This is a genomic window from Micromonospora sp. WMMD754 (assembly GCF_049315235.1).
Taxonomy (GTDB): Bacteria; Actinomycetota; Actinomycetes; order Mycobacteriales; family Micromonosporaceae; genus Micromonospora; species Micromonospora sediminicola.
Window position 1 is genome coordinate 5,161,825 of sequence record NZ_CP186058.1, and the last position, 24,588, is coordinate 5,186,412.

At 74.2% G+C, this 24,588-nt stretch carries 27 protein-coding genes and 1 pseudogene; 11 read left to right on the plus strand and 17 right to left on the minus strand.

The window, feature by feature from the left end; all coding sequences use genetic code 11:
- The first annotated feature begins 23 nt into the window (after positions 1 to 23).
- Positions 24 to 1,070 carry a hypothetical protein gene (locus ACN27B_RS24180; protein ID WP_422741592.1) on the plus strand — a complete coding sequence of 349 codons (1,047 nt, stop codon included), beginning with the start codon at positions 24 to 26 and terminating at the stop codon, positions 1,068 to 1,070.
- A 10-nt stretch (positions 1,071 to 1,080) separates the two neighbouring features.
- Here ACN27B_RS24180 and ACN27B_RS24185 read toward each other — a convergent pair.
- A pseudogene (locus ACN27B_RS24185) lies at positions 1,081 to 1,209 on the minus strand (DNA-binding response regulator); the annotation flags it as partial.
- Between the two features lie 61 nt (positions 1,210 to 1,270).
- On the opposite strand from ACN27B_RS24185, the gene ACN27B_RS24190 reads away from it, so the two are divergent.
- Complete coding sequence (locus tag ACN27B_RS24190; RefSeq protein ID WP_099161118.1) at positions 1,271 to 2,212, plus strand: inositol-3-phosphate synthase; 942 nt, start codon at positions 1,271 to 1,273, stop codon at positions 2,210 to 2,212.
- A 6-nt stretch (positions 2,213 to 2,218) separates the two neighbouring features.
- On the opposite strand, the gene ACN27B_RS24195 is transcribed toward ACN27B_RS24190, so the two are convergent.
- Positions 2,219 to 2,635 carry an ASCH domain-containing protein gene (locus ACN27B_RS24195; protein WP_422741593.1) on the minus strand — a complete coding sequence of 139 codons (417 nt, stop codon included), beginning with the start codon at positions 2,633 to 2,635 and terminating at the stop codon, positions 2,219 to 2,221.
- Positions 2,636 to 2,660: 25 nt separating this feature from the next.
- Positions 2,661 to 3,680: an aldo/keto reductase gene (locus ACN27B_RS24200; RefSeq protein WP_422741594.1), complete on the minus strand. Its 1,020-nt coding sequence runs from the start codon at positions 3,678 to 3,680 to the stop codon at positions 2,661 to 2,663.
- Positions 3,681 to 3,828: 148 nt separating this feature from the next.
- Between ACN27B_RS24200 and ACN27B_RS24205 the strand changes: the two genes are divergently transcribed.
- Positions 3,829 to 4,404, plus strand: a complete 576-nt coding sequence (locus ACN27B_RS24205) for a TetR/AcrR family transcriptional regulator (RefSeq protein WP_422741595.1) — start codon at positions 3,829 to 3,831, stop codon at positions 4,402 to 4,404.
- A 10-nt stretch (positions 4,405 to 4,414) separates the two neighbouring features.
- Here ACN27B_RS24205 and ACN27B_RS24210 read toward each other — a convergent pair whose 3' ends face one another.
- Positions 4,415 to 5,293, minus strand: a complete 879-nt coding sequence (locus ACN27B_RS24210) for an alpha/beta hydrolase family protein (RefSeq protein WP_422741596.1) — start codon at positions 5,291 to 5,293, stop codon at positions 4,415 to 4,417.
- Positions 5,294 to 5,406: 113 nt separating this feature from the next.
- Between ACN27B_RS24210 and ACN27B_RS24215 the strand changes: the two genes are divergently transcribed.
- Positions 5,407 to 5,943, plus strand: coding sequence for a GNAT family N-acetyltransferase (locus ACN27B_RS24215; protein WP_099161114.1), 537 nt, complete (start codon positions 5,407 to 5,409; stop codon positions 5,941 to 5,943).
- A 1-nt stretch (position 5,944) separates the two neighbouring features.
- Here ACN27B_RS24215 and ACN27B_RS24220 read toward each other — a convergent pair whose 3' ends face one another.
- Positions 5,945 to 6,355, minus strand: coding sequence for an MmcQ/YjbR family DNA-binding protein (locus ACN27B_RS24220; protein WP_422741597.1), 411 nt, complete (start codon positions 6,353 to 6,355; stop codon positions 5,945 to 5,947).
- A 163-nt stretch (positions 6,356 to 6,518) separates the two neighbouring features.
- Between ACN27B_RS24220 and ACN27B_RS24225 the strand changes: the two genes are divergently transcribed.
- The 4 genes from ACN27B_RS24225 to ACN27B_RS24240 all read left to right on the plus strand — a co-directional run bounded on the left by ACN27B_RS24225 (position 6,519) and on the right by ACN27B_RS24240 (position 10,406).
- A complete protein-coding gene (locus ACN27B_RS24225) occupies positions 6,519 to 7,634 on the plus strand; it encodes a WD40/YVTN/BNR-like repeat-containing protein (protein ID WP_099161112.1) in 1,116 nt (371 codons plus the stop codon).
- Positions 7,631 to 7,927, plus strand: a complete 297-nt coding sequence (locus tag ACN27B_RS24230; protein ID WP_422741598.1) for a MoaD/ThiS family protein — start codon at positions 7,631 to 7,633, stop codon at positions 7,925 to 7,927. The genes ACN27B_RS24225 and ACN27B_RS24230 overlap by 4 nt, the downstream gene beginning before the upstream one ends.
- A 49-nt stretch (positions 7,928 to 7,976) precedes the next feature.
- Positions 7,977 to 9,917: a beta-propeller domain-containing protein gene (locus ACN27B_RS24235; protein WP_422741599.1), complete on the plus strand. Its 1,941-nt coding sequence runs from the start codon at positions 7,977 to 7,979 to the stop codon at positions 9,915 to 9,917.
- 63 nt (positions 9,918 to 9,980) lie between these two features.
- Complete coding sequence (locus ACN27B_RS24240) at positions 9,981 to 10,406, plus strand: integrase (RefSeq protein WP_099164595.1); 426 nt, start codon at positions 9,981 to 9,983, stop codon at positions 10,404 to 10,406.
- 20 nt (positions 10,407 to 10,426) lie between these two features.
- Here the strand turns inward: ACN27B_RS24240 and ACN27B_RS24245 are convergent, their stop codons facing one another.
- The 7 genes from ACN27B_RS24245 to ACN27B_RS24275 form a co-directional block, all read right to left on the minus strand.
- The gene (locus tag ACN27B_RS24245) at positions 10,427 to 10,927 is read right to left on the minus strand and encodes an HAD domain-containing protein (protein WP_422741600.1); all 501 of its coding nucleotides are present in this window, start codon (positions 10,925 to 10,927) and stop codon (positions 10,427 to 10,429) included.
- 153 nt (positions 10,928 to 11,080) lie between these two features.
- Positions 11,081 to 11,440, minus strand: a complete 360-nt coding sequence (locus ACN27B_RS24250) for a hypothetical protein (RefSeq protein ID WP_396823510.1) — start codon at positions 11,438 to 11,440, stop codon at positions 11,081 to 11,083.
- A 49-nt stretch (positions 11,441 to 11,489) separates the two neighbouring features.
- Positions 11,490 to 12,077, minus strand: coding sequence for an adenylate kinase (locus tag ACN27B_RS24255; RefSeq protein WP_253866474.1), 588 nt, complete (start codon positions 12,075 to 12,077; stop codon positions 11,490 to 11,492).
- Between the two features lie 20 nt (positions 12,078 to 12,097).
- Complete coding sequence (locus ACN27B_RS24260; RefSeq protein ID WP_422741601.1) at positions 12,098 to 13,276, minus strand: SGNH/GDSL hydrolase family protein; 1,179 nt, start codon at positions 13,274 to 13,276, stop codon at positions 12,098 to 12,100.
- A gap of 82 nt (positions 13,277 to 13,358) precedes the next feature.
- Entirely contained in the window at positions 13,359 to 14,198 is an 840-nt protein-coding gene (locus ACN27B_RS24265) for a sugar phosphate isomerase/epimerase family protein (protein ID WP_422741602.1), read from the minus strand.
- Complete coding sequence (locus ACN27B_RS24270) at positions 14,195 to 15,358, minus strand: dihydrodipicolinate synthase family protein (protein ID WP_422741603.1); 1,164 nt, start codon at positions 15,356 to 15,358, stop codon at positions 14,195 to 14,197. The genes ACN27B_RS24265 and ACN27B_RS24270 overlap by 4 nt, the downstream gene beginning before the upstream one ends.
- The gene (locus ACN27B_RS24275; protein ID WP_355518964.1) at positions 15,355 to 16,506 is read right to left on the minus strand and encodes a Gfo/Idh/MocA family protein; all 1,152 of its coding nucleotides are present in this window, start codon (positions 16,504 to 16,506) and stop codon (positions 15,355 to 15,357) included. The genes ACN27B_RS24270 and ACN27B_RS24275 overlap by 4 nt, the downstream gene beginning before the upstream one ends.
- A 136-nt stretch (positions 16,507 to 16,642) precedes the next feature.
- On the opposite strand from ACN27B_RS24275, the gene ACN27B_RS24280 reads away from it, so the two are divergent.
- Both ACN27B_RS24280 and ACN27B_RS24285 read left to right on the plus strand, forming a co-directional pair.
- Positions 16,643 to 17,656: a LacI family DNA-binding transcriptional regulator gene (locus tag ACN27B_RS24280; protein ID WP_422741604.1), complete on the plus strand. Its 1,014-nt coding sequence runs from the start codon at positions 16,643 to 16,645 to the stop codon at positions 17,654 to 17,656.
- A gap of 67 nt (positions 17,657 to 17,723) precedes the next feature.
- Positions 17,724 to 18,233, plus strand: a complete 510-nt coding sequence (locus ACN27B_RS24285) for a pyridoxamine 5'-phosphate oxidase family protein (protein ID WP_422741605.1) — start codon at positions 17,724 to 17,726, stop codon at positions 18,231 to 18,233.
- Positions 18,234 to 18,252: 19 nt separating this feature from the next.
- Here the strand turns inward: ACN27B_RS24285 and ACN27B_RS24290 are convergent, their stop codons facing one another.
- From ACN27B_RS24290 to ACN27B_RS24300, 3 genes are all read right to left on the minus strand, one after another.
- A complete protein-coding gene (locus tag ACN27B_RS24290; RefSeq protein ID WP_099161102.1) occupies positions 18,253 to 18,870 on the minus strand; it encodes a class I SAM-dependent methyltransferase in 618 nt (205 codons plus the stop codon).
- A 123-nt stretch (positions 18,871 to 18,993) separates the two neighbouring features.
- Positions 18,994 to 19,935, minus strand: coding sequence for a sugar phosphate isomerase/epimerase family protein (locus ACN27B_RS24295; protein WP_422741606.1), 942 nt, complete (start codon positions 19,933 to 19,935; stop codon positions 18,994 to 18,996).
- Between the two features lie 22 nt (positions 19,936 to 19,957).
- On the minus strand, positions 19,958 to 22,069 hold the full coding sequence (locus ACN27B_RS24300; RefSeq protein WP_422741607.1) for a PQQ-dependent sugar dehydrogenase: 2,112 nt from the start codon (positions 22,067 to 22,069) through the stop codon (positions 19,958 to 19,960).
- A gap of 151 nt (positions 22,070 to 22,220) precedes the next feature.
- On the opposite strand from ACN27B_RS24300, the gene ACN27B_RS24305 reads away from it, so the two are divergent.
- Complete coding sequence (locus tag ACN27B_RS24305) at positions 22,221 to 22,631, plus strand: NUDIX hydrolase (RefSeq protein WP_091574725.1); 411 nt, start codon at positions 22,221 to 22,223, stop codon at positions 22,629 to 22,631.
- On the opposite strand, the gene ACN27B_RS24310 is transcribed toward ACN27B_RS24305, so the two are convergent.
- Entirely contained in the window at positions 22,628 to 23,524 is an 897-nt protein-coding gene (locus ACN27B_RS24310) for an arginase family protein (protein ID WP_422741608.1), read from the minus strand. The two genes, ACN27B_RS24305 and ACN27B_RS24310, sit on opposite strands and share 4 nt — an antisense overlap.
- A gap of 280 nt (positions 23,525 to 23,804) precedes the next feature.
- Complete coding sequence (locus ACN27B_RS24315; protein ID WP_422741609.1) at positions 23,805 to 24,548, minus strand: class I SAM-dependent methyltransferase; 744 nt, start codon at positions 24,546 to 24,548, stop codon at positions 23,805 to 23,807.
- Positions 24,549 to 24,588 lie beyond the last annotated feature (40 nt).

Sequence of the window (24,588 nt, forward strand, 5' to 3'; positions counted from 1 at the left end):
CCGGGCGCGGGGTGGACGCGGCCGTGACGGTGATCGACCAGGGGGTCTGGGACCGCTGGTACGACGACGACCGGGAGGGTCCGGGGATCACGATCCTGCTCGCCGACGCGGGACCGGTGACGGCGTTGCTGCCGGTGGTCCGCGAGGTGGTGGACCGCTCCCTCCTCGCCCCGCCGGAGGGGGTGGAGGACCCGGCGGACATCGACGAGGTCGTGCCGACGCCGGACGGCGTCTGCCTCGGCGCCGTCGACGGCGCGGAGCTGCGCCCCCGGCTCGAACCGATCGCCGCCGAGCTGGGCCGCCGGGGCGTCGCAGGCGCCCTCCTGCCCTATCCCGTCCCGGACGCGCCACCGCCGGCATTCTGGTGGCACGCCGACATCGTGCAGTGTCGGCTCGCCGTCGATCCCGCCCCGGAACGCGGGCTGCGCGAGGGCCTAACGGCCGCGCTGTCCTGGCTCGCCGTGACCGACTGGTCCACGGTGGAGGTGAGTATCGGCGCGGTTCCCTGGTCCCGGGCCACCGCCGACCTCGTCCTCGATCTGGTGCCGGCCGGCCTGGCCGTGTCGCCGCGGCATCCCGCCCAGATCCTGGTGGCCGACGGCCGGCGGTTCCGCCTGGTCAGGTTCGTGCCGGAGACCGGCCATCTGGTGTTCGCGACCGGCGCCGCCGACCACCTCGGGCCGGACGTGACCGACGCGACCGCGCGGATCGTCCGGGCCCTGGAGGTCGGGGCTCCCTGGTCCCGGTACGGCTTCGCGCGTCGCGCCCGGGGCCTGCTCGACCTGGGTGGGCCGTGGCACCGGCCGGAGGACCGGCCCGGCGTGCTGCCGACCGCCGTCGACGAGCGGACGTTCGAGGAGCGGGGTGTCCTCGACGTGTTCGGCGCGCAACTGGTGCCCCGGTCGTGGGGGTTGTCGTGGCCGGCGGACCGGTGGTCGGTGCGGGCCGTCGGCGACAAGGACCTGGTCGTCGCCCGTGACCCGGGGCCGTGGTGGGCGTCGCCGCGCCCCGACCCGCAGGCGCGCGCCCGGGGTCGCGCCGACGTCGCCACCCACCTGCCGCCGGACTGAACCCGTCCGCTCACCGGCGTTCCGGCGTCACCAGACCCGTCTCGTGGGCGGTGATGACCAGTTGGGCCCGGTCCCGAGCGGTGCGCTTGGCCAGCAGGCGTCCGATGTGCGTCTTGACGGTGCCGACGGTCACGTTCAGCCATGGTTGACCGCGCGACGACGGTCCGACGCCGTCCCGCCGCGCCGGGTAGCCTCACGCGATGAGTGAACGGGTGACGGTCGCCGTGGTCGGTGTCGGGAACAACACCTCGGCCCTCGTGCAGGGCATCAACCTGCACCGCGTGACCGGCCGCCTGGTCGGTGTCCACCGTCCTGAGGTCGCCGGCTTCGGGGTGGGGGACGTCGGGATCGTCGCGGCGTTCGCGATGTCCGAGGCGCGGGTGGGCACGGACCTGCACGAGGCGATCTTCGCGCCGCCCAACAACTTTCCCCGCCTCGACGCGGAACTCCCGCCGTCCGGCGTCCGGGTCCAACGGGGTCTCGTCGACGCGACGGAGGTCGAGCGGGTGGCCGGGGCGTTGGGCGGCGCCGAGGTCCTGCTCTACTCGGCGCCGAGCGGCCGGCCGGGCACCGCCCGCGCCTACGCCGAGGCGGCCCTGCGGGCGGGGGTGGCGTTCGTCAACACCACCTCCGACCCCGTCGCCCGTGATCCCGAGCTGCTCGACCGTTTCGCCGCCGCCGGCCTGCCCCTGGTCGGTGACGACCTGGCCAGTCAGTTCGGCACCTCCGTGGTGCACGCCGCGCTGCTGCGGCTGCTGGCGGAGCGCGGGCTCACCCTGGTCAGCTCCTACCAGGTCAACCTCGGTGGCACGGAGGACTTCCGCAACCTGGTGCAGAACGCGAACACCAAAGAGCAGTCGAAGCTCAACGCGTTGGGTTCCGACCGGGTGGAGATGGCGCCGCTGGGGTATCTGCCGCACCTCGGCTCCCGGAAGGTCGCGCATCTCAACCTCGAGGCGCGGGGCTGGGGGGAGACGGCGGTCAGTCTGGACGTGCGGCTGACGGTGGACGATCCCAGCGGGGCCGCCGGGGTGAACATCGACCTGGTCCGGATGGCGGCGGCCGCCCGGCGCTCGGGCCGCGGCGGTCAGCTCGCGGAGGCCGCGTCACTGCTCAAGTCCCCGCCCGGAACGCCGATCTGAGTCGTGTCACCGCGGCTCGACCAACCGGAACCGCTCCAGCACGGCCGGCGTGTCGTCGTCCACGGTGAACCCGGGGTCGCCGAGCCAGCCCCGATAGTCGGTGCCGTGCCAGTACGCCTCGTGCCCGGCCCGCCACTGCGCGACCGACAGGTACCCCTCACCCTCGGCGCGGGTGTGGTCGAGGTCCACGTCGCCGAGTCGGGCGACGCGGACCTCGACCAGTTCGATCACGGCCACCGGCCGGCCGGCGGAGTCGACCACCGCGTGCCGGGTGCCGGGCGACGGCAGCGGCTCGCCCTCGATCTCGTAGTCCTGGAGCAGCCCGGTGGTGCTGGTCTTGCTCCCATCGAGCACCGCGGCGACCAGCCGTTCGCGCAGCGGGCCCGGGAAGGCGAACTCGTACGGGGGCAGCGCGTCGTCCACGGCGGCAGCCTAGCCGGGCGCGACGTCAGCGGCGGCGCAGTGCCGGGTCGAGCAGGGCCGGCGGGGTGTCGTTCTTCTCGTGCGGCGCCAGGTCGACGCCGGGGGCGACGATCGTGTCGATCGCGTCGAGCACGTCCGGGGTGAGCACGGTGTCCGCGGCGGCCAGTTGCGCGCGCAGGTGCTCGGTCGTCCGGGGACCGATGAGCGCGCCGGTCACCGCCGGGTGCGCGGTGACGAAGCCGAGGGCGAGCTGGATCAGCGTGAGGCCCGCCTCGTCGGCGACCGTGGCCAGCCGTTCCACGGCGTCCATCCGGGCCCGGTTGGCCGGGACTGCGGGGTCGAAGCGCTGCGGCATGAACGTGGACCGGTGGGTGGCGATCTCCCGGTCGGCCCGGATCGCGCCGGAGAGCCAGCCGGAGGCCAGCGGGCTCCAGACCAGCACGCCGAGCCCGTACCGCTGGGTCACCGGCAGGACGTGCGCCTCGATCCCGCGTTGCAGGATCGAGTAGCTGGGCTGCTCGGTGACGTATCGGCCGAGGTGGTGCTCGCGGGCCGTCCACTGCGCCTCGACCAGGCGGTGCGCCGGATAGGTGGAGGTGCCGAAGTAGCGGATCTTGCCGGCCTGACGCAGGTCGGTCAGCGCCGACAGGGTCTCCTCGTCGTCGGTGCTCGGGTCCCAGCGGTGGATCTGGTAGAGGTCAACGTGGTCGACGCCGAGCCGGCGCAGGCTGTCCTCCAGCGCGGTGACCAGCCAGCGCCGCGAACCGCCGCGGCGGTTGCGGTCCTCGCCCATCGGCAGGGCCGCCTTGGTCGCCAGCACCACGTCGTCGCGCCGTCCGGCGAGGGCCCGCCCGACCATCTCCTCGGAGAGTCCGTTGCCGTAGACGTCGGCGGTGTCGACGAGGTTGACGCCGGCGTCGAGCGCGGCGCCGACCAGCGCGTCGGCCTCCGCCTGCGTGGTGCCCCCGATCGGGCCGATGTTCATGGTGCCGAGCGCGAGCGTGCTGACCTGCACGCCGGTGCGGCCGAGGGTGCGGTACTGCATGGTGTTCCCTTCCGGCGGCCACGGTGGTTCGTGGCCCTGCCTGGGTGGTTCGGCCTCCCGCCTGGCATCATGGCTAGGCGGAACGTTGCTCCGGTAACGATACGGAACGCTGTTCCGCTTTGCCAACCCCGAGGAGAGGACGGACGGTGTGACCGACACCACCGGCCAGGCCCGACGGCGGTCCGACGCCCGCCGCAACGAGCAGGCCCTGCTCGACGCCGCCGCCGCGGTCTTCGTCGCGTCCGGCGTCGAGGCCCCGGTCCGTGACATCGCCGCCGCGGCCGGCGTCGGCGTCGGCACCGTCTACCGGCACTTCCCGACCCGGGCCGACCTGGTCGTGGCGGTCTACCGGCACCAGGTCGAGGCGTGCGCCGAGGCCGGGCCGACCTGCCTCGCCGAGGCGCAGAGCCCGCACGCCGCGCTGACCGGGTGGATCGACCGGTTCGTCGACCTGCTGGTCACCAAGCACGGCCTGGCCGCCGCGCTGCGCGCCGACAGCGCCCAATTCGAGGCGTTGCACACCTACTTCGTCGACCGGCTGGTGCCCGTCTGCGCCGGCCTGCTCGACGCCGCCGCGACGGCCGGCGAGATCCGCGCGGACGTGAACGCCTACCAGCTGCTCCGCGCGGTCGGGAACCTGTGCGTCGGCGCGGACAGCGACCCCCGCTACGACGCGCGCCGGGTGGTCGGCCTGCTCCTGGACGGGCTGCGGGTCCGCGAGTGAGCCGTCGGGCTCAGCCGGCCGGGGACAGCCGCCGGTCGAGCCAGTCGAGCAGGACCGCCTCGTACTGCGGGCTCACGCTGCCCGGGTCGTCGCCCCCGCCCAGGGTGGGCGCGTGGTCACAGCCGGCCAGCCGGGCCACGGTCAGCTCCGCGTCCCGGGCCTCCCGTCGCCACACCGCGAGGCTCGCCTCGATCGGGGTCCACGCGTCGGTCTGGCCATAGCAGAGCAGCACCGGGCAGGTCAGCCGGGCGAGGACCGGGGCCGGGTCGAAGTCCATGTCGGCCCACGTGCCGGGCGTCTCGGGCAACTCGTCGGGCAGGAACGCCAGCGGGAACCAGGGCCGTCGCACGGCGGCGTCCAGCTCCGCCTGCGCCACCGACCGGGGCACGTCGCCGCGCAGGAAGCCCTCGGCGACCTCGCGCAGCCGGGTCAGCTCGGCCACGTCGGCCGGGCCGTAGCCGTGCCGGCGCAACTGCTCGGCGGTGCCGTAGCGCATCTGCGCGGCCGGACTGACCCCGCTGCACCCGACCAGGACCAGGAAGTCCACCGGGTCGCGGGTGGCGGTCACCGCCGCCGCCCACGCGCCCTGGCTGAACCCCCAGATGCCAACCGGGGCCGCTCCGACGTGCCGGCGCATCTCCGCCAGGGCGGCCGCCGCGTCCTCGGCCTGGTCGGCCAGCGGCACGTCGTGCCCGTCGACGCGGGGACGGCGGTCGTAGCGCAGCACCGCGACGCCGGCCGGGGGCAGCAGCCGGGCCAGGTGCGCGTAGAGGAAATAGGACCGCTGGTCGGCGTGCGAGCCGTGCAGCACCACCAGGCCGCCCCGGACCGGCCCGGCCGGCAGGTCGAGCACGGCCGGCAGGCCGAGAGCTCCGACGGTCGCCTCCATGCCGGGCAGTCAACCACGCCGCGCCGGTCCCGGCCGCCCCGTGCCGCCGGGTGCGTCGCACCGCGGCCTGCGTACGCTGGCCCGGTACGCCGCCGCGACCGTGGAGACCAGCGATGACCAGCCCCGCACCCCGTGCCGTCCGGGTCGCCGGACCCGCCGACGTCGCCGCGCTCGTCGACCTGATCGAGTCGGCCTACCGCGGCGAGCGCGCCCGGGCGGGCTGGACCCACGAGGCGGACCTGCTCGACGGGCAGCGCACCGACCCGGAGATGGTGTCCGCCGCGGTGACCGCCCCGGACGGCGTGGTCCTGGTCCTGACCGAGCAGGACGCCCCGGTCGCCTGCTGTCAGCTGGAACGCCGTGACGACCACGTCTACTTCGGCATGTTCGCGGTGTCGCCGGGACGGCAGGGCGGCGGGCTGGGCCGGGAGCTGCTGGCCGAGGCGGAGCGGTACGCCCGGGAGCAGTGGCACGCCGGCGAGATGCGGATGACCGTCATCGTCCAGCGCGACGACCTGATCGCCTGGTACGAGCGGCGCGGCTACACCCGCACCGGCGAGCGGAGCCCGTTCCCCTACGGCGACGAGCGTTTCGGCCTGCCGCGCCGGCCGGACCTGGCGTTCGAGACGCTGCGCAAGAAGCTCGGCTGACTCACCCCGGCCGGTCGACGAGCGCGACCAGCTTCCTCGGCGCCAGCACGCAGTAGCTCTCGGTGAGCAGTTCGGCGACCTCGGTCCAGTCGGTCGCGTCGTCGAGCGCCATCCCGACCACGTCGGCGCCCCAGCCGGGTGAGTAGAAGGGCAGGCCGGCCGCCAGCAGCCCGGCGATCTCGTCGCCGGGAGAGCGGAACGTCAGCACGCAGAGCGGATCGTCACCCGTCACGGCCCGGTCGGCGGCCGTCTGGTGGTCGGGGCCGACGGTGCGCACGTGGGCGAACGTGCGCGACCGGATCCGCCAGCGGGTGCCCACCCAGGCCGGCTCCTCGTAGGTTTCCGGCAGGCCGAGGCAGACCGGCCGCAGGCGGTCGAGGTATGCGGACGGTACGTCTCCGGGGCCGCTCATGCGCGCAGGTTAACGGCCCCCACCGACAGACCGGACGGCCGGCGCGGCGGCCTTGCCGCCGCCCGTCCGCACGCCGATTGTCGTACCCGGGGAGTACGACAGCGATGAGTTTCGGCACGGCGCACGGTCAGACCCTGGAGAACGGTCGAACGGAGGCGAAGACGTGACCACCACACGGGTACTTGTCGGCACGCGCAAGGGCGCGTTCATCCTGACGTCGGACGGTCGGCGCGACGACTGGACGGTGGACGGCCCCCACTTCGGTGGCTGGGAGATCTACCATCTGACCGGCTCGCCGGTCGAGCCGGACCGGCTCTACGCGTCCCAGTCCGGCGGCTGGTTCGGGCAGCTGATCCAGCGCTCGGACGACGGCGGCCGGTCCTGGAACACGGTCGGCAACGACTTCGCCTACAGCGGCGAGGTCGGGCAGCACCTCTGGTTCGACGGCACTCCCCGGCCGTGGGAGTTCAAGCGGATCTGGCATCTCGAACCCTCCCGTCACGACCCCGAGACGGTCTACGCCGGCGGCGAGGACGCCGCCCTCTACGTCTCCACCGACGGCGGGCAGAAGTGGTCGGAGCTGACCGCCCTGCGCCAGCACCCGACCGGCCCCTCCTGGCAGCCGGGCGCGGGCGGGATGTGCCTGCACACGATCCTACTCGACCCGGCCGACCGCGACCGGATCTACGTCGCGATCTCCGCCGCGGGCGCGTTCCGCAGCGACGACGGCGGCGCGAGCTGGCTGCCGATCAACAAGGGCCTGCGCTCGGGGGAGATCCCCGACGGCGACGCCGAGGTCGGCCACTGCGTGCACCGCCTCGCCCAGCACCCGTCCCGGCCGGACACGCTGTTCATGCAGAAGCACTGGGACGTCATGCGCACCGACGACGCCGGCGCGAGCTGGCGCGAGGTCAGCGGCGACCTGCCCACGGACTTCGGCTTCCCGATCGCGGTGCACGCCCACGAGCCGGAGACGATCTACGTGGTGCCGATCACCAGCGACTCGCTGCACTACCCGCCGGAGGGCAAGCTGCGCGTCTACCGCAGCCGCACCGGCGGCGAGCACTGGGAGCCGTTGACCGAGGGCCTGCCGCAGTCGCACTGCTACGTCAACGTGCTGCGTGACGCCATGGCGGTCGACACCCTCGACCCGTGCGGGATCTACTTCGGCACCACCGGTGGTCAGGTCTACCACTCGGCCGACGCCGGTGACACCTGGGCGCCGATCGTGCGGGACCTGCCGGCGGTGCTCTCCGTCGAGGTCCAGGTGCTGCCGTGATCCGGGTGGTGCTGCCCGCCCACCTGAAGAACCTGGCGCACGTCACCGGCGAGGTACGCCTCGAGGTGGCCGGCCCGCCCACCCAGCGGGAGGTGCTGGACGCGCTGGAGACCGCGTACCCGATGCTGCTGGGCACGATCCGCGACCGGCACAGCGGCGAGCGTCGTCCGTTCGTCCGCTTCTACGCCTGCGAGCTGGACCTGTCCCACGAGCCGCCGGACGCGCCGCTGCCCGAGGAGGTGGTCGCCGGCAAGGAGCCGTTCATCGTGCTCGGCGCGATGGCCGGCGGCTGAACCGCGCCGGCGCGGGAACCGCGCCCGGTGTGGCGACGTCTGACGAGTCATGACCTGTGGGAGAACCCGAGCCATCGGATGGGCGGTGGTCGCCGCGCTGACCCTCGCCGGCTGCACCGGGCCCGCGCCCGCTCCGCCCCCGCCGCGGGACCGGGTGCTGCCGGCCGGCGGGCTGCGGCTGGTCGCCTTCGACTCCTGTGCCGAGGCGCTGCGGCAGCTCCGCACCGCGGCGAAGGCCGTGGTCGGCCCGTGGGGCCTCGACCCGTTCGGCCGTGCGGTGCCGATGGCCGCGGCGGAGCGGGCCGACGGGGCCGTGACGAAGCAGGCCCCGGCGGCGGGCGCGGGCGGCTACTCGGGCACCACCGTGCACGAGGCCGGCGTGGACGAGCCGGACCTGGTCAAGACCGACGGACGACGCATCGTCACGCTCGGGCGCGGTGTGCTGTCCGTGGTCGACCCGGTGAGCCGCCGGCTGACCGGCCGGCTCGTTCTCGACCGCACCACCGAACGGTTCGCCCGCGCCGACGGCGATCTGCTGCTGCACGGCGACCGCGCGCTCGTGCTGCTGCGCGCCCCGTGGGTCACCAAGCCGGCCGTGGACCGGGCGCGTCCTGGCCCGGCCGAGGTGGGTCGGCCGCGCCTGGTGCTGGTCGACCTGGCCGGCGCGCCGAGGATCGTCGCCGAGTACCGGATCGACGGCAGCCTGGTCGACGCGCGGCAGGTCGGCGCGACCGCCCGCGTCGTGATCCGGTCGACGCCGCGACTGACGTTCCCGCAGCCGCGCAAGGGCACCGACGCGCAGCGCACCGCCGCCAACCGCGCCGTCGTCGACCGGGCCACGATCGACGACTGGCTGCCCCGGTACGAGGTCCGCGAGGGCGGCCGCACCACCACCGGGCAGGTCGGCTGCGACCGGGTCAGCCGGCCGCCCCGGTTCTCCGGGGCCTCCTTGGTGACCGTGCTCAGCTTCGACCTCGGCGCGGACGCCCTCGGCACGGGCGATCCGGTGACAGTGGTCGCCGACGGTGACACCGTCTACGGCACCGGCCCGCGCCTCTACGTGGTCAACGACCAGCGCTGGCGGGCGCGCGACGGCGGGTCCGGGTCGACCGGCACGGAGATCTTCCAGTTCGACACCTCCGCGGGCACCCCGCGCTACGTCGCCGCCGGCTCCGTGCCGGGCTTCTTGATCAACCAGTACGCCCTGTCGGAGTGGAACGGTCACCTGCGGGTGGCGACCACCACCGGCGATGTCTGGGGCGGCGGTAGCCGCTCCGAGTCGGGCGTGTACGTGCTGCGCGCCGACGGTCCGGCGTTGACCCGGGTCGGCCAGGTCACCGGGCTGGGCCGGGGCGAGCGGATCCACTCCGTCCGGTTCCTCGGTGACACCGGTTACGTGGTGACGTTCCGGCAGGTCGATCCGCTGTACACGGTGGACCTGCGCGATCCGGCCGCGCCCCGGGTGACCGGCGAGTTGAAGATCACCGGCTACTCGTCGTACCTGCACCCGGCCGGGGACGGTCGGCTGCTGGGGGTCGGGCAGGAGGCGTCCGCCCGGGGTCAGGTCCAGGGCACGCAGGTGTCCCTCTTCGACGTGGCCGACCCGACCCATTCGTCCCGGATCGCCCAGCACCACGTCGCGGGGGGCTGGTCCGAGGTGGAGTCCGACCCGCACGCCTTCCTCTACTGGGCGCCGGAGCGCCTGGTGGCCGTCCCGGTGGGCCGACCCGGCGTGGCGACCGACCGGGCCGGCGCCGAGGGCGGCAAGGGCCGGCCGAGCCACGGCGTGCTGGTGCTACGGGTCACCGACACCGGGTTCACCGTGGCCGGCACGGTCGAGCATCCGACGTCCCTGCGCGACGGCGGGGAGTGGACGCCGATCCGCCGGTCGCTGGTGGTCGACGGGGTGTTGTGGACGGTGTCCGACGCCGGGTTGAAGGCGACCGCCCTGTCCGGCATGACGCCGCTGGCCTGGGTGCCGACGGACTGACCCGGGTCGGCCGCCCGGGTAATCGAGTGGTCCGGCCCGGACGCGCCGGGCAGCATGGCCTCCATGCGTAGGCGACTGCGGCGGTTGTGGATCGACGGGCGGATGTTCACCTGGCGTGCGGAGATCCGGCACGTGCCGGGCAGCGGTGACTGCCACCGGTGCATCCGGCTGCGGGTGTGGGGCGCCGGCAAGACCGGCGAGGCGCTCCAGGCCGATCTGTTGTCCACCGCCTGGGGCACACCGTGGTCCGCGTGCGCGACCGACGGCGCCTACCCGACGCCGGCCGACGTGCGCGCCGTCGTCGGTTACGCCCTGCGCAACGGCTGGCGGCCCGACCGTCGTGGCGGCACGTTCGTGCTCGCCGAGCGGGAACACGCCTCCCGGTTCCGGTGGCCCGACTTCCTGCTCACCGACCGGCTTCGCGGCCTCGGCGGAGGCGATCCCACACGGCGCGTCGCAGAGGCGCAGCCCGCCCCGGCGGCCGGTTGACCGGCGGCGGCCGGCCCCGGTCAGGCGACCGGGACGGGCGCGTCCAGCCAACGGCGCACCATCGCCAGGTCCGCCTCGGTCAGCCCGGTGGACGGGTCGACCCGGTGGGCCAGTGCCCGTGCCCGGTGGTGGCGTGCGATCCACCGTCGGTCCGCGTCGGTGATCTCGTCGTCGAGCCACACGAACGGCCGTCCGGCCGCCCACCGTACGAGGTGGGTGGTCTTCCAGTGCGGCCAACCGACCGGCTGCTCGTCGTCGTCCGGCCACGTCACGACGGGGAGCGCCGGGAGGCCGAGCCGGGGCGCGAGGACCTCGTTCGCGTCGTGCAGCCAGGTGGTCGCCCAGACCAGGCGGCAGCCCAGCGCCGTCAACCGGTCCCCGTCGTCGGGGTCGAGCCGGTGCAGGAGCGGGTTGCCGTGGTCCGGTCCCGTCGGCGTCAGGGGCCGGTCGCCCGGCCGGTCGGCGAACGGGATGAGGGTGCCGTCGACGTCCAGGAAGAGAAGGCAGCGTCCCGGATCCACTCCGGAACCGTACCGTCGCGGTGAGAACGAGTGGTCACCTGAGACCGATATACCGCTGAGTCATGATTATGACCCAGCGGTATATCGGTGCTAAGTGCTGGTGCCCCGACGCGTCATCACGGACAGTGACACGGTTGCCCCGAGCGGAGCGATCTAGCGCACGTGGCGCAGCGCGGCGTCCACGGTGTCCTCGGGCGTGCTGTTGAAGGCGATCGCTGCGCCCGGGGCGTGTCGCCGGATCAGGTTGACGACCCGCTCGAAGAAGCCGAGCAGCGGCTCGTGCTTGCGGATGCCGCCGCCGACCACCACGCAGGCGTACTCCGTGCGGGTCAGCGCCGCCACGATCGTCTGCTCGCCGTCCGCGTCGGCCGCCGTCAGGCACAGGTCCGCCTCGATCCCGTGCTCCGCGAACCGGGCGTGGCCGCGTGCGATCGCGGCCAGGACCGGCTCCGGGTCCCAGTCCGGGAAGCGGGTGGGGTCGAGACCGATGACGAGCACCGGGCCGTGTGCCATGCGTCCTCCTCCGGCCGAGGGGTCCGGCGCCACCCGGATCCTGCCCTCATCACACACCGTCGAGCGGCGCCCGACCAGCCCGACCGATCCGACCAGCCCGTCCGGCGGCGGAGGCGGGCAGGCCGGCCACCCAGCGGTCCAGGGCCGCCGGGTCGCGGAACAGCAGCACCGGCGGCCCGGCCGGGTCGGCGTGCCAGGCACGCATCCGTCGCCGGGCACGGCCGAACGCGGCGACGTGCCACACCAGGACCGAGTCGCGGGACACCACGCTGCGCAGCGACTCCCGGTTGCCGTTGCAGATCTCCTCCCCGCTGACCAGGCGGCGGGCGGTGCGGCGCAGCAGCCGCCAGAAGGAGAGCCGGCGCGGGTAGTCCAGGCCGACGACCAGGTCGGCGCGGGCCAGCACGACGTCCCGCCAGCCGTGGTACGCCCCGTCGAGGATCCAGCGGTCGCGCCGGCAGACCGCCTCGATCCGGCGGCGCTGCTCGTCGACCGGCACCTCCACCCAGCCGGGCTGCCACAGCAGGTCGTCCACCGGGCACCACGGCAGGTCGAGGCGCTCGGCCAGCCGCTGCGCCAGTGTCGACTTGCCGGCGCCGTAGACCCCGTAGACGAGGATGCGAGCCGGTGTCGTCACCGCCGCAGCCTACGTCGTCGTCACCGTCGCGCGTCGGCGGCGAACGGACCGCCGGGGCCGAACGCCAGCGCGGCGAAGCGCTCGCCGATGCGGCGGTCCGCGACCGGGTCGGGGTGCAGCTCGTCGGGCAGGGGCAGCTCGGCGAAGTCCGCCTCGCCGTAGAGGTTCAGCCCGTCCAGGTAGTGCAGGTGCGGGTCCTCGGTGGCCCGGGTCGCGACGATCCGGGCCAGTTCGGCGCGGATGACCCGCAGGGTGAGCTTGCCGGCGGCCTGTTCGGCCGGGTCACCGGTGGCGCGGAACCGCAACGTGCCGGTGCTGAGGTCGGCGGCGCCCGGGCCGGGGGTGTCCTCCTGGATCGGGCAGAGGATGGACGACACGACGAGCAGCGGGGTGTCCGGGTGCCCGTCGCGCAGCGTGTCGAGGAAGCCGTGCACCGCGGGGGTGAACGCGCGCAACCGCATCACGTCGCTGTTCACCAGGTTGATGCCGATCTTCACGCTGATCAGGTCCGCCGGGGTGTCCCGCATGGCCCGGGCGGTGAACGGGTCGAGCAGCGCGCTGCCGCTGAACCCGAGGTTGACCAGTTCCACCCCGGCCAGGCCGGCGGCGATCGCCGGCCAGGTGCCGGTCGGGCTCTCCGCGTCCGAGCCGTGGCTGATCGAGCTGCCGTGGTGCAGCCACACCCGCCGGCCCCGGTCGCCGACGGTCTCCACCGGCGCGTCGGTGCGCAGCGCCACCAACTCGGTGATCTCGCGCTGCGGCAGCCAGATCTCGACGTCCTTGTCGGTGGCGGGCAGGTCGGTGAAGCGGACGGTGCCGACCGGACCGGGCTCGGTGGTCGCCGTGCCGGTGGTCAGGTCGATGGTGAGCACCTTGCCGCCGTCGGCCGTGGCCTGCCCGGTCAGGCGCCCGTCGACCAGCAGGTCGTAGCGGCCGTCGGGACGCGGCGGGGTGCCGCGGTAGACCATCTTGGTGGGGAGCACGTCCAGCTCCACGGCGGTGGCGCGGCTGCGGAACACCAGCCGTACGCCGGAGGGCATCGCCTCGGCCATCGCCACCTGCGGGTCGGTGTTGCGGGCCCGGGCCGGCGCGGGCAGCCGGTGCGGCAGGACGCCCTGCGCGGTGCGTTCCAGGTCGAGTGCCCCGCGCAGCAGGTCGGTGGTGATGGGCGTGGTGATCCAGGGGTGGGCGGACGTCATGATCAGATCCTGCCCCGTTCCGGGCCCCGCGGCCACCTGATTCGTCCGACAGGCCCGACTCGTGCCGCCGGCGGCGACGGCCTCAGTCGGCCAGCACCAGCTCGACGTAGCGCTCGGCCATGGTCGCGAGGACCCGGTCCGGGTCGGTCGCCCACACCTCGGCGTTGAAGATCTCCACCTCGGTGTCGCCGGTGTACCCGGCGGCCTCCACGGCCCGCCGCAGCGGTGGGAAGTCGATGTGCCCGTCGCCCATCATGCCGCGTCCGAGCAGCACGTCGGCCGGCAGCGGGGTGAGGAAGTCGCACACCTGGAAGCTCGCGATGCGGCGCCCGGCGCGGGCGATCTGCCGCCACACGTCCGGGTCCCACCAGACGTGGAACGTGTCCACCACGACGCCGACCTGCTCGACGGGGAACGCCTCGGCCAGGTCGAGCGCCTGCCCGAGCGTGGACAGCACCGCCCGGTCGGCGCAGTACATCGGGTGCAGAGGCTCCAACGCGAGGCGTACCCCGCGCTCGCCCGCGTAGGGGGCCAGCTCGACCAGGGCGTCGGCGACCCGCTGCCGGGCGCCGGACAGGTCGCGGGAGCGCGGCGGCAGGCCGCCGACGACCAGGACCAGGCAGTCGGTGCCGAGCCCGGCCGCCTCGTCGATGGCGCGCCGGTTGTCCGCCAGCGCCTCGGCCCGGGCGGCATCGCCGTCGGCGGTGAGGAAACCACCCCGGCACAGCGACGACACCCGCAGCCCGGCGTCGGCGACGAGCGTCGCGGCGGCCGGTACGCCGATCTCGGCGACCGGTTCGCGCCACAGCCCGATGGCCGGGATGCCGGCGCGGACGCAGCCGTCGACCGCCTCCCGCACCGACCAGCGTCGCGTGGTGCGCTGGTTGAGCGACAGCTTCGCCAGCCGCGGGTCGGCGGTCATCCGGCCACGCCCGCGACGTCGAGGTACGCGCGCATCCGCCGCGCGGCCAGCTCCGGGTCGAGCAGCAGTCCGGCGCTGTCGGCCAGCCGGAACGCCTCGACCAGGTGCGGGACGCCGCGCCCGCCGTGCAGGCCGCCGACCATGGTGAAGCCGGGTTGCAGGCCGTTCAGCCAGGACAGGAGCGCGATGCCGGTCTTGTAGTAGCGGGTGGGCGGGGCGAACACGTGCCGGGACAACGGCACGGTCGGGTCGAGGATCGCCCGGAAGCCGGCCGGGTCGCCGGCGTCGAGCCGTTGCAGCGCGGCCGACGCGGCCGGGGCGATGGCCGCGAACGCGCCCAGCAGGGCGTGACTGGACCGCGCGCCGTCGCCCTCGATCAGCTCCGGGTAGTGGTAGTCGTCGCCGGTGTAGACCTTCACCGTCGGCGGCAGCAGCTCGCGCAGCCGCACCTCCCGGCCGGCGTCCAGCAGCGACACCTTCACCCCGTCGACGACGTCGGCGTGGGCGTGCACCAGCGCGACGAACGTCCTGGTGGCCTCGTCCAGGTCGGTCGAGCCCCAGTAGCCGGCCAGGGCGGGGTCGAACATGTCGCCGAGCCAGTGCAGCACCACCGGCGCGCCGGCCTCGCGCAGCACCCGCTCGTAGACGTGCACGTAGTCGTCCGGTCCGGTGGCGAGCGCGGCGAGCTGACGGCTGGCCATCACCACCGCGACCGCACCGCACTCCTGCACGTACCCGACCTGTTCGGCGTACGCGGCGACGACCTCGTCGAGCGTGTCGGGCACGCCGGGCAGCTGGTCGGTGGCGGCCCCGGCGACGATCCGTCCGCCGCACGCGGCGGCCTCGGCGGCGCTGCGCCGGATCAGCTCGCGGGTGGCCGCCCAGTCCAGCCCCATCCCGCGCTGCGCGGTGTCCATCGCCTCGGCCACGCCGAGCCCCCACGACCACAGGTCGCGCCGTACGGCGAGGGTGGCGTCCCAGTCCAGTCGCGCGGGAGCGTCCGGGGCGTTGTCGGCGTACGGGTCGGCGACCACGTGCGCCGCCGCGTACGCGATCCGGCTGGCCGGCGGTCCGTCCGGCCGCTGCCAGCCGGCCGGTTCCCGCAGCGTGCGCGACTCGGTGCCGCCACCGGGCCGGGGCAGGGTGATCCGCGCGGTCACCGGGCGATCTCCTCGACGGTGATCCGCCGGCCCTCCCGGGCGGAGCGCAGGCCGGCCTCGGCGAGTTGCACCCCGCGGGCGCCGGCCATGAAGTCCCACGGGAACGGTTCGTCGTCGACGACGTGCCGCAGGAACGACTCCCACTGCACCTTGAACCCGTTGTCGTAGTCGGCGTTGTCCGGCACGGTCTGCCACTGGGCGCGGAACGGTTCGGTGACCGGCAGGTCCGGGTTCCACACCGGCATCGGGGTGGCGCCGCGGTGCTGGATGCGGCACTCGCGCAGCCCGGCCACCGCGCTGCCGTGCGTGCCGTCGACCTGGAACTCGACCAGCTCGTCCCGGTACACCCGGACCGCCCACGAGGAGTTGATCTGCGCGACGATGCCGCCGGCCAGTTCGAAGATCCCGTACGCGGCGTCGTCGGCGGTGGCCCGGTAGGTGACCCCGTTCTCGTCCACCCGTTCGGGCACGTGCGTGGCGGTGACGGCGGTGACGGCGGTGACCGGGCCGAAGATCTGCTCCAGCACGTAGTGCCAGTGCGGGAACATGTCGACGGTGATCCCGCCGCCGTCCTCGGCGCGGTAGTTCCAGCTGGGTCGCTGCGCGTCCTGCCAGTCGCCCTCGAACACCCAGTAGCCGAACTCCCCGCGCACGGACAGGATCCGGCCGAAGAAACCGCCGTCGACCAGCCGCTTGAGCTTGCGCAGCCCGGGCAGGAACAGCTTGTCCTGCACCACGCCGTTCTTCACGCCCCGTGCCGCGGCGAGCCGGGCCAGCTCCAGCGACCCGGTCAGCCCCTCGGCGAGCGGCTTCTCGGTGTAGACGTGCCTGCCGGCCTCGATCGCCGCCCGGATCGCCTTCTCCCGCTGGGCGGTCACCTGCGCGTCGAAGTAGATCCGGTGGGCGTCGTCGGCGAGCGCCGCGTCCAGGTCGGTGGTGTACGAGTCCAGCCCGTGCCGGGCGGCGATCTCGGCGAGCCGGGCCTCGTTGCGGCCCACCAGGGTCAGCTCCGGCCAGATGCGGCTGCCGTCGCGGGCGGGCAGGCCGCCCTGCTCGCGGATGGCGAGCAGGGATCGGACGAGGTGCTGTCGGTAGCCCATTCGTCCGGTCACGCCGTTGAGGATGATCCCGATGGACGTGCGCTCCACGTGTGTCCTCCCGAGGTGGTCGGCCAGAAGCCTGAATGCGCTTTCAGTAAGCGCTTTCAGGATGTTACGGTAGCCACGCTCCGACAGCCGGGTCAAGACGTTCCGTAGGGGGATATCGATGCAACCACGGACGCACGTGACCCTGGAAGACGTGGCCAGAGCCGCCGACGTCTCGCTGGCCACGGCCTCCCGGGCGCTCAACGGCATGCGCGTCACCCCGCAGCTGCGCGACCGCGTCCTGGCCGCCGCCGCGCAGCTCGCCTACACCCCGAACGCGCACGCCCGGGCGCTGGCCGGCGCCTCCCACCGCACCGTCGGCGTCATCTGCCACGACGTCACCGACCCCTACTTCGCCGCCGTCGCCGGCGGCGTCATGCGCGTCGCCGGCGCCAACGACCTGCTGGTCATGCTGGCCAGCACGTTCCGCGACCCGGAGCGCGAGATCGCCTACGTGTCGATGCTGCGCGCCGAGCGCGCCCCGGCCATCCTGCTCATCGGCTCCGGCTTCGAGGACACCCGCTGGGAGCGGGCCATGGAGGCCGAGCTGAAGCCCTACCTCGACGGCGGGGGCCGGGTCGCGGTGGTCAGCCGCCACCGCAGCCTCAAGGTCGACAGCGTGCTCCCGGAGAACCGGGCCGGCGCCGCCGCCATGGCCCGCACACTGCTGGAGCTGGGCCACCGTCGCTTCGCCGTGCTGTCCGGCCCGCGCGCGCTCACCACCGTCATCGACCGTCTCGGCGGCTTCCGCGACGAGCTGGCCGCCGCCGGCGTGACGCTCGACCCGGCCGCCGTGGTCGAGGGGCCGTTCACCCGCGACGGCGGCTACCAGGCGATGACCGAGCTGCTCACCCACGGACTGGACGCCACCTGCGTGTTCGCGTTGACCGACGTGATGGCCGTCGGCGCGTACGCGGCACTGCGCGACCACGGCCTGTCCGTGCCCGGCGACGTGTCCGTCGCCGGCTTCGACGACATCCCGATCGTCCGCGACCTGACCCCGCCGCTGACCACCGTGGCGCTGCCGCTGCAACAGCTCGGCGAGAAGGCGATGGAGATGGCGCTCACCGAGAACACCGGCCGCCGCCGACGGATCGTGCGCATGGACGGCGAGGTGGTCGTGCGAGCCAGTACCGCCAAGCTCGGCGCGTGACCCCCCGGCGCCGGCCCACCCGGGGATGAGCGGCCCGGTAGGGTGCCGCCATGATCGAGGACACGTCGTGCCGGTGACGAACCCGTGGCTGGCCGGGCCGACACCCACCGGGAAGCTGGACCGGGACCGGCTCGAGGAGCGCATCCGCAACCTGCTGTCGTCGCAGAACATGTGCGTGCTCGCCACCACCGGTCCGGACGGGCCGCTGGCCACCCCGGTGCGCTACTACCCGCTCGACTTCGCGCTGATGTTCACCGCCGCGCCGCGCTCACCGAAGATGCGCAACATCGCCGCCGACCCGCGCGTGTCCGTGGGCGTCTTCGCGCCCCTGGTCGGGCTGGCCAGCAGCCGCGGCGCGCAGGTCTTCGGCACCGCCCGGGTGCTCGCCCCCGACCACCCCGACCACGCACACCACTGGTCGGCGTTCCGCTGGCAGAACGAGCACGTCGAGCGCGGCCGCCCCCTGTCCGAGCCGCCCCGGGAGACGCTCGTCGTGGTCGAGGCCGACCGGATCGTCTACACCGAGCACTGGCTGCGCCGCGACGGCTACGCCCCGCGCCAGCACTGGCGCCGCTGACCCCGCCCGGCGAGATCCGTCACGACGCCGGGGAGCGCACGGTGCGCAGGAGGTTGCCGGCCAGGCGCAACTCACCGGACTCGACCCGGGCCAGCACGTCGATCGGCGCGACAGTGGTCCCCGTCCAGGTCGGCTCGGGAAACGCCGCGCGCAGGGTGTCGGCGGCCAGGCCGAAGTCCTGGCCGGCCTCCGGCGACACCGCCAGCACGAACACGGTGCCGCCCGGCGCGGTCAGGCGCGGCAGGAGCGCCAGGTAGTCGCCGACCGCGGCCCCGCGGCGGTCCAGCGTGTGCAGCAGCCCGGAGTCGAACACCGAGTCGTACGGCGTGTCCGGCACCGGGATCCGGGTGGCGTCGCACACCTCGAAGCGCACCGGCAGACCCGCCTCGGCGGCCTTGGCCCGGGCCAGGTCGATCGCCACCGGGGAGAGGTCGACACCGGTCACGTCGAGGCCCCGCCGGGCCAACGCCAGAGCCAGCTCACCGGTGCCGCAGCCGACGTCGAGCACGCGGGGGCCGCGTACCCCGGTGTCGAGGACCGCGGCGAGCGCCGGCTGCGGCCCGCCGATCTCCCAGGGCGGGCGCCGGGTGTCGCGGTAGAGACGGTCGTAGTGGACCTCGTCCGGCTCGTCGGTCATCGCGTATCCCCTCGGTCGGTGCGTGACCCACCCGAGCGTGCCACGTCCGGCGGCGGCCGGGGGCCCCACCACGCGCGACGCCGGGGCCGGCGGTGGGCCGGCCCCGGCATCACCGGGCGTGCGTCAGTAGGTCAGCCGGCGCAGGTAGCGGTAGCCGACGGCGGCGGTCTGCTGCGGCGTCACGTCCGGGGTGTCGTTCTCCACGATGTACTCCAGCACCTGGTGCCGGCGGAAGATGCGGGCGAAGTCGATCATCCCGGTGCCCAGGTCGGCCATGTCGCCGGTGGCCGGGTCGCGGTCCTTGACGTGGTATTGCAGGACCCGCTGCGGCGCGCACCGGATCACGTCGAGCGCGAAGCCCTCCGGGTCCTCGACGCCCTCACCGGAGTTGATGCCGCCGGTCACCGCCCAGTAGAGGTCGATCTCCAGGTGGACCAGGCGCGGGTCGAGTTCCTCGGTCAGCACGTCCCACGGGCGTCGGCCGTTGCCGAAGTCGATGGTGAACTCGTGGGCGTGGTTGTGGTAGCCGTAGCGCAGGCCGGCCTTGCGCGCCGCGGCGGCCTCGACGTTCATCTGCTCCGCCCACCGCTTCCAGTCGTCCTCCTTGTCGGAGTTCAGGTACGGCACCACCATGAAGCGCTGGCCCAGCGTACGGGCGTTGGCGATCTTCTGTTCCAGCCCGGCGGCGTCGGCGGCGATGCCGTCGTGGCTGGAGCTGGCCTTGATGCCGATGCCGTCGAGGAACCGGCGCAGCTGCGCGGCGGTGCGGCCGAAGTAGCCCAGCGCCAGCTCCACCCGGGGGTAGCCGATCCGGGCCAGGTGGGCCAGCGTCGCGTCGTAGCCGGGTGAGCCGTTGAGCGCGTCGCGGACCGTCCAGAGCTGGATGCTGATCAGCTCCTTCGGCACGTGCCGCCGCCCGTGGTGGTGCCCGCCGGCCTGGGCGGCGGTCGCGCCGAGCCCGGTGGCCAGCCCGACGCCGGCCAGCGCCGCCAGCGAGCCGCGCAGCAGGTTGCGTCGGTCCAGGGACTGCCGCAGCGCGGCCTCTCCGTCGAATCCGTAGCACATGGCTTTCTCCTTTTCGCGGGTCCTACGCGGAGGGGACCAGGACGACCTGGTCGGTGCCGGTCAGCGGCGGCAGGCCGTCGCTGCCGGCGTCGGTGTAGCTGGCGACGAAGACGCCGGTGAGGTTGTCGGTCTCCGGGTCGTGTCCCTCCGGGACGGTGGTGGTGATCGAGCCGGTGCAGCCGCTGGCCGTGGTCTGCGGGTGCCCGTGGCTGTCGTGGCCGAGGATGTAGGTGACGGTGACCCGGGCGCAGTCCACCGGCTGGTCGTCGGTCACCCGCACCTGGAAGGTGACGGTGTCGCCGAAGGCGAACGGCTGGCCCTCGACCGGGTCGACCAGCTCGACCACCGGCGGTGCGTTGCCGACCACGACCTGCACCTCGGTCGACGCGGAGCGGCCCACCTGGTCGGTGACCGTCAGCGTCGCCCGGTAGAGGCCGTTCTCCCGGTAGGTGAACGTCGGGTTCGGCGCGCGCGAGTCGACCCGGTCGTCGTCGTCGAGGTACCACTCGTAGCGCAGCCGGTCGCCGTCGGCGTCGGTGGTGCCCGCGCTGGAGAAGGTGACGGTCAGCGGGGCGACCCCGGCGGTGGGGGTGGCGGACGCCGCCGGCACCGGCGTGTGGTTGCCGGTGAAGGCGATGTGGTCGATCCGGGCGAGCTGCGCGTCCGGGTTCTCGCTGAAGTAGCCGTCGCCGTACTCCAGCACGTAGAGCGCGCCGTCCGGGCCGAACTCCAGGTCCATCGGGTTGTCGAAGACGACCGAGGGCAGCACCGGCTCGATCCCGGTCACCGCACCCCGCTTGTCCTGCCGGAAGGCCTTGACGTAGTCGCGGGTCCACTCGTGGAACAGCGGCAGCCCGTCGTAGTACGACGGCCAGGCCACCGCGGTGCGGCCCCGGGTGGCGCGGCGGTCGAAGTCGTACGCCGGGCCGGCCATCGGGCCGATGCCCCCGTCGCCGAGTTCGGGGAACTGTGGTGAGTCGCCGTACGTGTACGCCACCTGCGGCTGCTGCACCGGGGGCAGCTTGCGCAGCCCGGTGTTGTGCGGCGAGTCGTTGACCGGCGCGGCGCAGTCGAACGGCGCCCCGGACGTTCCGGTGGCGAAGTCGTGGTCGACGTAGGGCAGCTCCGCGGTGGCGCAGTAGGGCCAGCCGAAGTTGCCGGCCCGACGGGTGGCGAGCCACTTGCCGTGCCCGGCCGGCCCGCGCGTCGGGTCGGCCTCGCGGGCGTCGGGGGAGTAGTCGGCGACGTACAGCTCACCGGTGTTCCGGTTCACCTCGATCCGGAACGGGTTGCGCACGCCCATCAGGTAGATCTCCGGGCGGGTGCCCTGGGCGCCCCGGCGGAACAGGTTGCCGTCCGGGATCGAGTACGACCCGTCGGCGCCGACCCTGATCCGCAGGATCTTGCCGCGCAGGTCGTTGGTGTTGGCCGCGGTGCGCTGCGCGTCGTACGCCGGGTTGCGGCCCGGTCGCTCGTCGATCGGCGCGTAGCCGCCGGACTCGAACGGGTTGGTGTCGTCGCCGGTGGACAGGTAGAGGTTGCCCCTGGCGTCGAAGACGATGTCGCCGCCGACGTGGCAGCAGATGCCCCGGTCGACCGGCACGTCCAGGATCCGCTGCTCGGTGCGCAGGTCGAGGGTGTCCTTCACCAGCCGGAACCGGGACAGGCGCAGCACGCCCCGGAACGGCGCGAAGTCCGCCTCGGTGCCCCAGGCCGGGGCGTCGCCCTCGTTGACGTCCGGCGTGGCCGGGTCGTCGACCGGGGTGTCCATCGGCGGCGAGTAGTAGAGGTAGACCCAGTTGTTGCCGCCCCGGCCGAAGTTCGGGTCGACGGCGACGTTCTGCAGGCCCTCCTCGTCGTGCCGGTAGACGTCGAGCGTGGCGGCGACCGTGTTGCGGCCGGTGGCGGGGTTGTGCAGCCAGACCTCGCCGGCGCGGGTCACGTGCAGCACCCGGCGGTCGGGCAGCACCGCCAGGTCCATCGGTTCGCCGGGATGGTCGTTGAGGGTCACCTTCTGGAAGGCGCTGTCCGGTGGTGGCGCGGCGGTGCCGGGGGCGGCGGTGGCGACGGTGGGGGTGGCGACGAGGGCCGTGACGGTGAGCGTGGCCACGGCGAGTGCGAGTCGTCCAGTCAACTGCCTCTCCTTGCTCGGGACGGGTCGGGCAGGTCGTGGGATGTGGCCGACGCTACAAAAGGCATGTCTATATGTCTATAGCTTTCGGTGCTTCTATCGGAACTTTCGTCCGCATCGGAGGAAAGTGGGGGAGTGTGACATCCTCGGGGCCGTGGCCTTCTACGACGTCGCCCTCGTCCTGCTCGTCGACCGGGCCGGCGCGGTGCTGATGCAGCACCGCGACGGGAACACCACCGTGTCGCCGCACCAGTGGAGCCTGCCCGGCGGGAGCATCGAGCCGGGGGAGACGCCGGAACAGGCCGCCCGCCGGGAGCTACGCGAGGAGACCGGCCTGACCGCCGGCGAGCTGCACCTGCTGTGGAGCGGCCCCCGCCCCTACGAGGAGGGCTTCGGGCACGACGTCACCGTGTACGTCTTCCGCGGCGTCACCGACGCCCGGCAGGAGGACGTGGTGCTCGGCGAGGGGCAGGCCATGGTCTTCGTGCCCCGGGACCAGGTGCTCGACCGCCCGCTGGCGATCAGCACCGCGAAGGTCCTGCCGCTGCACCTCGCGGACGCCTAGCCCCCGGTCAGCGCCCCGGCCAACGCGCGGACGAACCGGGGGAGCACCTCGTCGTCGGGCAGGTGATCGGGGTTGATCTCGGTGACCGACAACCCGACGAACCGCGGGCTCGCCACCAGCTCCGCCAGCGTCGCCGCCGCCTCGGCCAGGCTCAGCCCGAACGGCTCCGGCACGTCGGCCAGTGGCGCGTCGACGAACCGCAGCACGTCCACGTCGAAGTGCACCACGAACCCGTCCGCCGCGCCCTCCGCCACCACCCGGGCCCGACGTGCCGCCGCCCCCGGGTCGGCGTGCACCTCCTCGGCCGGCACGTAGACCAGCCCCAGCTCCGCCACCAGCTCCCGCTCGTGGTCTCCCCGGGGCAGCGAGTCCCCGTAGACCACCACCCGCTCCGGCGACAGCAGCGGCACACTCGGCCCGACCGCCGCCACCTCCGGCAGCGTCCCCGGCAGCCCGAGCAGGTGCGCCAGGCCGGTGGCGTCCAGGTTCCCGTTCGGCCGGGTCAGCGGCGTGTAGAGATCCGGCCCGCCGTCCACGTAGACCAGCGCCGGCGACAGGCCGGCCCGCGCGCACCCTGCCACCAGGCCGATCGTCACGGTGCAGTCGCCGCCGAGCACCAGCGGCGTCCGCCCCCGGCCCACCGCCGCCGCGACGCCCGCGGCCACCTCCGCGGCGACGCCGGCCACCGCGCCCGCGTTCTGACCCCGGGGGTACGCCGCATCCGGCCGCCACCGGAAGCCGCCCGTGTCGCCGGCGTCCTCCACGTCGACGGCCGAGCCCAGCAGGTCGAGCAGGCCGGCGGCGCGCAGGGCGGCCGGGGCGCGCTCGACACCGGGGGTGTGCGCGCCGGCGCTCGACGGCGCGCCGACGACCGTCCATCGGCGGGTTCCCATCCGCTCACCCTAACCGCGTCCACAGTCGACGTCCGCCCGTCCGGCGCCTGCCCCGGCCCGGCAGCTCCGCGACGGTTCGTCCGGTGCCGACCGGGGATGCCGTCGCCGGGCAGCTCCGCGACGGTGAGCCCGGTGCCGAGCGGGTGCGGCGGCCGGTCAGCTCCGCGACCGTGCGTCCGGTGCCGAACCGGCGCCGCCGCCGGGCAGCCCCGCGAGGGCTCGCCCTGCGCCGGGCGGGGTGCCGCCCACCGCCCCCTGTCGAGCTGATATCGGTAACGACTCACCCGCCGTCGCGGCGCAGAACCAGCAGGTCCAGCACGTCGATCACCGGTCCGACCTCGACCCGGGCGGCCTCGCGGAGACGCGCCGCCCCGGCGGTGTACTCGTCGTCGGTGATCAGCTGAAGCGGGGTGTGCGCCTCCCGCCGCAGGCCGGCGGCCGCCTCCCGCAGCGACGGCGCGGTGACCTGCGGAACCGGCTCGACCGCGACGGTGGTGAACCCGGCGGCGGCGAAGGCGGCTTCCACGTCGGCGATGCCGGGGTAGGAGTCGAGCACGCGGATCGCCTCCGGGAAGAAGCGGAACAGGGTGATCGCCTCGTGCCGTCCGGCGAACGCGGACCGGATCAGCACGGGTGCGCCGGGCCGCAGCACCCGGCGCAGCTCGCGCGCCGCGGCGGCCAGGTCGGGCACGTGGTGGATGACGGTGGACAGCCACACGCCGTCGAGGCTCCGGTCGGCCAGCGGGATGCTCCGGGCGTCACCCGCGACGAGTGGGGTGAACGCGCAGCGGGCGCGCATCGCCGCCGACGGCTCGACGGCGACGACCTCGACGCCGGGGAACCAGGTGGTGAGGGCGCGGGCCCAGCTGCCGGTGCCGGCGCCCAGGTCGAGCACGCGCATGCCGGGACGCGGGTCGAGGTGGCGGGTGACGGCGGCGCGCCAGGCGGTGAGGCCGTCGTCGGTGAGGTGACGGGTCGCGGCGAACGCCTCGGCGTCCGCGTCGTGGTACGCGATGCGGGCCATGCCGTCGAGCCAACTACGCGACCGTCCGGCGGGGCAAGCA

What these genes read in the sequence shown, in the direction of transcription:
- ACN27B_RS24190 (WP_099161118.1), top strand. Translation starts at nt 1,271, where the DNA reads ATGAGTGAACGGGTGACGGTCGCCGTGGTCGGTGTCGGGAACAACACC.
- ACN27B_RS24200 (WP_422741594.1), bottom strand. Translation starts at nt 3,680, where the DNA reads ATGCAGTACCGCACCCTCGGCCGCACCGGCGTGCAGGTCAGCACGCTC.
- ACN27B_RS24210 (WP_422741596.1), bottom strand. Translation starts at nt 5,293, where the DNA reads ATGGAGGCGACCGTCGGAGCTCTCGGCCTGCCGGCCGTGCTCGACCTG.
- ACN27B_RS24215 (WP_099161114.1), top strand. Translation starts at nt 5,407, where the DNA reads ATGACCAGCCCCGCACCCCGTGCCGTCCGGGTCGCCGGACCCGCCGAC.
- ACN27B_RS24220 (WP_422741597.1), bottom strand. Translation starts at nt 6,355, where the DNA reads ATGAGCGGCCCCGGAGACGTACCGTCCGCATACCTCGACCGCCTGCGG.
- ACN27B_RS24235 (WP_422741599.1), top strand. Translation starts at nt 7,977, where the DNA reads ATGACCTGTGGGAGAACCCGAGCCATCGGATGGGCGGTGGTCGCCGCG.
- ACN27B_RS24240 (WP_099164595.1), top strand. Translation starts at nt 9,981, where the DNA reads ATGCGTAGGCGACTGCGGCGGTTGTGGATCGACGGGCGGATGTTCACC.
- ACN27B_RS24250 (WP_396823510.1), bottom strand. Translation starts at nt 11,440, where the DNA reads ATGGCACACGGCCCGGTGCTCGTCATCGGTCTCGACCCCACCCGCTTC.
- ACN27B_RS24260 (WP_422741601.1), bottom strand. Translation starts at nt 13,276, where the DNA reads ATGACGTCCGCCCACCCCTGGATCACCACGCCCATCACCACCGACCTG.
- ACN27B_RS24265 (WP_422741602.1), bottom strand. Translation starts at nt 14,198, where the DNA reads ATGACCGCCGACCCGCGGCTGGCGAAGCTGTCGCTCAACCAGCGCACC.
- ACN27B_RS24290 (WP_099161102.1), bottom strand. Translation starts at nt 18,870, where the DNA reads ATGACCGACGAGCCGGACGAGGTCCACTACGACCGTCTCTACCGCGAC.
- ACN27B_RS24295 (WP_422741606.1), bottom strand. Translation starts at nt 19,935, where the DNA reads ATGTGCTACGGATTCGACGGAGAGGCCGCGCTGCGGCAGTCCCTGGAC.
- ACN27B_RS24310 (WP_422741608.1), bottom strand. Translation starts at nt 23,524, where the DNA reads ATGGGAACCCGCCGATGGACGGTCGTCGGCGCGCCGTCGAGCGCCGGC.
- ACN27B_RS24315 (WP_422741609.1), bottom strand. Translation starts at nt 24,548, where the DNA reads ATGGCCCGCATCGCGTACCACGACGCGGACGCCGAGGCGTTCGCCGCG.